Below are 5688 nucleotides of genomic sequence, written 5' to 3' on the forward strand. Positions count from 1 at the left end.
AGGCCCAGTTCGTGCTGCGCGGCGGCGACTTCATGGTGATGCTTGTCGCAGGGCAGGCCCATTTCGAGCATGGTCGAGACCATCTCGGCGCGGATGTCGGTGCAGGGATCGACCGGCGCGACGGGGAAATAGCCGCCCTTGGCGCGGGGACGGTGGCCGAGGTTGCCGCCTTCATATTCCTTGCCGGTGTTGGTGGGCAGTTCGATGTCGTCGATCTTGTAGTAGCTCTGCGAATAGTCGTTTTCGAAACGCACATCGTCGAACATGAAGAATTCGGCTTCGGGACCGACATAGACGGTGTCGCCGAATCCGGCCGACTTGACGAAGGCTTCGGCGCGCTTGGCGGTCGAGCGGGGATCGCGGGCATAGAGTTCGCCGGTGTCGGGCTCGACGATGTCGCAGAACAGGATCAGCATCGGGGTGGCGCTGAACGGATCGACATAGACGGCGTCGAGGTCGGGCTTGAGGATCATGTCGGATTCGTTGATCGTCTTCCAGCCCTCGATCGAGGAGCCGTCGAACATCAGGCCGTCGGTCAGTTCATCCTCGCCCAGCACGCTCGACACCATGGTCAGGTGCTGCCACTTGCCCTTGGGATCGGTGAAGCGGACATCGACCCACTCGATCTCCTTTTCCTCGATCATCTTCAGGATGTCTTTTGGCGTGTTGGCCATGTGCTCTTGCCCTTCTTTCGTAAGAAAGCCCCCCCGAAGGGGCCGTTGACGTTGCCGACTGTCCGCCTGCCCGTTTAAGGCCGGCGGGTGAAAGGATCAGATCGCGTCGCTGTCGCGCTCGCCGGTGCGGATGCGGACCGCGCCCTCGATATTGGAGATGAAAATCTTGCCGTCGCCGATGCGGCCGGTCTGCGCGGCGGAGCAGATGGCTTCGACCACGCGGTCCGCCAGGCTGTCGTCCACCACGACTTCCAGTTTCACCTTGGGCAGGAAATCGACGACATATTCAGCGCCGCGATAGAGTTCGGTATGGCCCTTCTGCCGGCCGAAGCCCTTGGCTTCCGTAACGGTGATGCCCGACACGCCGACTTCGTGCAGCGCTTCCTTCACCTCGTCCAGCTTGAACGGCTTGATGATCGCCTCGATCTTTTTCATCACTTCTATCCCAACCCATGACGCACGCCGGAGCGGCGGGAGCGACCCGCAGCCCTTTTTCCTCGAAAGGCGGTCGTCATACCCCCCAAAGGCAGGCGCCGTCTCCCTTAACAATCAATTACCGTGCCAAATGGCGAATCGCTAGGACATGCTTTCGGCGATGCAGCAATCTTTGTCCATATTGCCCGCTTTCCGGGCAATATCATGACCATCTGCCCATAATTTGGGCAGGTCCGATATCAAACTGCATAGGGCGGGCAGTCGAGACCGGCGGGGCTCTTCGTGAAGATCTCGCAGCCGGTTTCGGTGATGCCGATGCTGTGTTCGAACTGGGCGGAAAGGGTGCGGTCGCGCGTGACGGCGGTCCAGCCATCGTCCAGCATTTTGACGCCGGGCTTGCCGATATTAATCATCGGTTCGATCGTGAAGAACATGCCGGGGCGCAATTCCGGCCCGGTGCCAGGGCGGCCGACATGCACGACCTCCGGGCTGTCATGGAACACGCGGCCAAGGCCATGGCCGCAGAAATCGCGCACCACGCCGTAGCGATGCTTTTCGGCATGGCGCTGGATCGCATAGCCGATGTCGCCGAGATGATTGCCGGGCTTCGCCTGCTCGATGCCCAGCATCAGGCATTCGTAGGTGACCTCGATCAGCCGCTTGGCCTTGATGGAGGTCTCACCGGCAATATACATGCGGCTGCTGTCGCCATGCCAGCCATCGACCAGCGGGGTAACGTCGATATTGACGATGTCGCCTTCCTTCAGGCGATAATCGCCGGGGATGCCGTGGCAGATGACGTTGTTGAGGCTAGTGCAGCAGCTATGGGTGTAGCCGCGATAGCCCAAAGTCGCGGGCACGCCGCCGCCGTCAAGGGTCATGCGGCGGACGATGTCGTCCAGTTCGCCGGTGGTAACGCCGGGCACGACATGGGGCACGAGCGCATCGAGAATCTCGGCGGCGAGGCGGCCGGCCTTTCTCATGCCGGCAAAGCCCGTTTCGTCATGCAGCTTGATCGCGGCGGATCGGGTCACCGGCGCGTCGGCCGTCATCGTCATATAGTCGGTCATCCTGTCCTTATAAGCATTGGCCGCCCATTTTGCGAGAGGCTGCTAGGCAGGACAGGTAGGGCAAGCTATGGCGCTTGGCATGGCCGATACCACCCGCATCTGGACCGCCGCGTTGATCGTGATCGGCGACGAGATATTGTCGGGCCGCACCCAGGATAAGAATATCGCGCAGGTGGCGACCTGGCTCAATGTCCAGGGCATAAGGCTGCGCGAGGTGCGGGTGGTGCCCGATGTTACCGAGGCGATCGTCGAGGCAGTCAATACGCTCCGGGCGCGCAACGACTATCTGTTCACCACCGGCGGCATCGGGCCGACGCATGACGACATTACGGTCGATGCGATCGCGCAGGCTCTGGGCGTCGGCGTGGTCGTCCACCCGCAAGCGCGGTCGGTGCTGGAGCGCTATTATGAGACGCGCGGAGGGCTTACAGAGGCGCGGCTGCGCATGGCGCGGGTGCCAGAGGGCGCAAGCCTGATCGAGAATCGCATGTCGGGCGCGCCGGGCATCCGGCACGGCAATATCTTCATCATGGCGGGCGTGCCGCATATCACTGCGGGGATGCTGGACCGGCTGACGGGGACGCTGGAAGGCGGACTGCCGTTGCTGTCGCGCACGATCGGCTGCTGGGTCGCGGAGAGCGAGATCGCGGACCTGCTGGGTGCCACTGAGCGCGCCCATGCGGGGGTGCAGATCGGCAGCTATCCCTTCTTCCGCGAGGGGCGGACGGGCGCGAATTTCGTCGTCCGATCGACCGATGCGGCGACGCTGGACGCCTGCGTCGCCGACCTCACCGCCGCGCTGGAGCGCGGCGGCTGGGCCGTCACCGACGGCGGCATCTAAGCGGCTTACTTGGCCTCGGCCTTCAGATAGGCGATCAGGTTGGCGCGATCCGTGGGGTTGGGAATGCCGGGGAAGGCCATGCGGTTGCCGGGCACCAGGGCATTGGGCTTGGTGACAAAGGCGTCCAGCGTCTTGGCGTCCCACTTGATCTTCGCCTTCTGCATCGCCGGGGAATAGGCGAAGCCGGCCTGCGCCCCCGACGTGCGGCCGAAAATGCCGGCAAGATTCGGCCCCATCTTCTTGGGTCCGGGCTTTACGTCATGGCAGAGCGCGCAGCGGGCAAAGACGGTCTTGCCCTTGGCGGCATCGCCCGCCTGGGCAAAGGCAGGGGTGATAGAGGCGAGGGCGGCAACAGCAAAAAGTGCAGAGGTGGACGCAAGCGATAAGTGCATGAACGGACCCTTTGGCAAGATGGCGATCGGAATGCGGCCTGATCGCCCTGATGGCCCCCTAGCCTGCGCCGGCTGAATGGGAGTTTAAGCGTATGGACCTGCCGCTGCGTCGCTCCTAGCCTGCTTGGCCCGCCGGGATAAGGGTGGGACATAATCGCGCGCTGCCGCGTTCCCCCTGTCTGCGCCGCCTTACCCACAGCAGACCCATGGCTTTCGGCGCGAGGAGGCAGAATGGATCTTGGACAGCGGCCGCATGTGGCGCCTTATTTCAGCCCGGGCGCGACCATGACCAACGAGCATGACCGCGCTTCCCGCGCGGAGATGGTGCGGCGGATCGCGCTCCTGGGCCATGGCAGGGTTGTGGGGGCGAACACCGATCAGGCGACGCTGCTGGTGCCCGACGGCGTGCTGGACGCTGCCGAGGCGGCAAGGATCGGCGTGAGGCAAGACACGCAGCTTTATGGCGGGGTCGTGCCGCATGGCTTTGTCGCTACGAAGATCATCACCCATGGTCGGGTGGCTGAAGGCGCGGCGACGCCGGCGGGCTGGTCCGACGATCTGGGTCGGGCGCTGAGCGGCAGCGTGCTTGCCGGCTTCTCGGTCTTTTCGCTGGCCGACGCTCGGGCGGCGGGGCGGCTGTTGCTGGAGCAGGGACCAGCGCGGGTGAAGGATGTGGAGGGCACGTCCGGTCGGGGCCAGACCGAAGTGGCCGACCATGCTGCTCTGGACGCCGCCATCGCCGATCGCGACCCGGCGGAGATCGCTGCCAAGGGGCTGGTGATCGAGGAGAATCTGGAGGGCGTAGTCACCTTCAGCGTCGGTGAAGTGCGATTGTTCGGGCAGAGCATTGCCTATTGGGGGACGCAGCGGCTGACGATGAACAATCATGGCGAGACCGTCTATGGAGGGTCGCAGCTGCATGTCGTGCGCGGCGGGTTCGAGCGGCTGGCAGAGCAAGAACTGGCCCCGGAACTCGCCGAGGCGGTGGCGAAGGCGATCGCCTATGATCGCGCTGTGTTCGCCGCCTATCCGGGGCTGATCGCGTCGCGCCGCAATTATGACGTCGCCTTCGGCCGCAATGCGCGCGGCGAGCGGCGGATCGGCGTGCTGGAGCAGAGCTGGCGGCCGGGTGGCGCGAGCGGAGCAGAGATCGCCGCGTTCGAGGCGTTCGCGCGCGATCTCGCGCGCGATGCCGTTGCCTGCGCGACGGTCGAGGTTTATGGCGACGTCGATGCCGCGCCGCCGCACGCCACGCTCTATTATAGCGGGGTCGATCCGGTCGCCGGCCCGATGACCAAATATGCAGTGGAGCAATGACGCAGACGCACGGACGGGTTTCGATCAAGGTCGCGGACGAGCATCTGGACGGGACGCTGCTCGCGCCCGCCAAGCTCATCCCCGGCGTCCTTTTCATCCATGGCTGGGGCGGCAGCCAGGAACAGGACATGGTGCGTGCCGAGGAGATCGCGCAGCTGGGCTGCATCTGCTTCACCTTCGACCTGCGCGGCCACGCGCGGCTGGCGGACGAGCGGAACGTTGTGACCCGTGCAGACGGGCTGGCGGACGTGATTGCTGCCTATGATTTCCTGGTGGCGCAGGATCAGGTCGACCCCTCCGCGATCGCGGTGGTGGGAACCAGCTATGGCGGCTATCTGGCGAGCCTGCTGACCGCCGAGCGGTCGGTTAACTGGCTGGCGCTGCGCGTGCCCGCGCTCTACCCCGACAGCCATTGGGAGGTGCCCAAGGCGCTGATCGACCGGGACGAGATCAACCGCTATCGCGGCGCGCCCCGCACGCCCGCGGAGGACCGGGCGCTAGCTGCCTGCGAGCGCTTTACCGGCGACGTGCTGATCGTGGAATCGGAGAAGGACAGCTATGTCCCCCATGTTGCGATCAGCTCCTATATCTCCGCCTTCCACCGAGCGGCGTCGCTGACCCACCGGATTATGAAGGGAGCGGACCATTCGCTGCGCGACGAATCCTGCCGCCGGGCCTACAACCGGCTGCTGGTCGGCTGGGTCGAGGAAATGGTGCGCGGCGGGCGGCGCATTCCATGAAAAACGGCGCCGGTGGCGGCGCCGTTTTCCTTAGTATCGTTATGTCGCTGGTCGATCAGCGATTGCCAACCGGCACATAGTCGCGCTGCGTCGGCCCGGTGTAAAGCTGGCGCGGGCGGCCGATCTTCTGCGCTGGATCGGAGATCATTTCGTTCCAGTGCGCTACCCAGCCGACGGTGCGGGCGAGGGCGAAGAGCACGGTGAACATTTCGGTCGGGA

8 protein-coding genes are annotated in these 5688 nt (G+C 64.5%); 3 read left to right on the forward strand and 5 right to left on the reverse strand.

What is annotated here, in order from left to right:
- The 3 genes from V2B31_RS06055 to map all read right to left on the reverse strand — a co-directional run.
- Positions 1 to 674 (reverse strand): glutamine synthetase beta-grasp domain-containing protein (locus V2B31_RS06055; protein WP_328276442.1); only part of this gene is annotated, 674 nt, incomplete at its 3' end.
- 96 nt (positions 675 to 770) lie between these two features.
- Positions 771 to 1109, reverse strand: a complete 339-nt coding sequence (locus V2B31_RS06060) for a P-II family nitrogen regulator (RefSeq protein WP_155179550.1) — start codon at positions 1107 to 1109, stop codon at positions 771 to 773.
- Positions 1110 to 1348: 239 nt separating this feature from the next.
- Positions 1349 to 2179, reverse strand: coding sequence for a type I methionyl aminopeptidase (gene map, locus V2B31_RS06065; RefSeq protein ID WP_328276446.1), 831 nt, complete (start codon positions 2177 to 2179; stop codon positions 1349 to 1351).
- Positions 2180 to 2258: 79 nt separating this feature from the next.
- On the opposite strand from map, the gene V2B31_RS06070 reads away from it, so the two are divergent.
- Positions 2259 to 3020, forward strand: coding sequence for a competence/damage-inducible protein A (locus V2B31_RS06070; protein ID WP_328276448.1), 762 nt, complete (start codon positions 2259 to 2261; stop codon positions 3018 to 3020).
- A gap of 5 nt (positions 3021 to 3025) precedes the next feature.
- Here V2B31_RS06070 and V2B31_RS06075 read toward each other — a convergent pair whose 3' ends face one another.
- On the reverse strand, positions 3026 to 3412 hold the full coding sequence (locus V2B31_RS06075; RefSeq protein ID WP_328276450.1) for a c-type cytochrome: 387 nt from the start codon (positions 3410 to 3412) through the stop codon (positions 3026 to 3028).
- Positions 3413 to 3643: 231 nt separating this feature from the next.
- Here V2B31_RS06075 and V2B31_RS06080 point away from each other — a divergent pair, with 231 nt between their 5' ends.
- Positions 3644 to 4729, forward strand: a complete 1086-nt coding sequence (locus tag V2B31_RS06080; protein WP_328276452.1) for a DUF3182 family protein — start codon at positions 3644 to 3646, stop codon at positions 4727 to 4729.
- The gene (locus tag V2B31_RS06085; protein WP_328276453.1) at positions 4726 to 5469 is read left to right on the forward strand and encodes an alpha/beta hydrolase family protein; all 744 of its coding nucleotides are present in this window, start codon (positions 4726 to 4728) and stop codon (positions 5467 to 5469) included. The genes V2B31_RS06080 and V2B31_RS06085 overlap by 4 nt, the downstream gene beginning before the upstream one ends.
- A gap of 55 nt (positions 5470 to 5524) precedes the next feature.
- On the opposite strand, the gene V2B31_RS06090 is transcribed toward V2B31_RS06085, so the two are convergent.
- A partial coding sequence (locus V2B31_RS06090; protein WP_328276455.1) for a citrate/2-methylcitrate synthase occupies positions 5525 to 5688 on the reverse strand: 164 nt, incomplete at its 5' end.

The organism is Sphingobium sp., from assembly GCF_036170395.1.
Classification (GTDB): domain Bacteria; phylum Pseudomonadota; class Alphaproteobacteria; order Sphingomonadales; family Sphingomonadaceae; genus Sphingobium.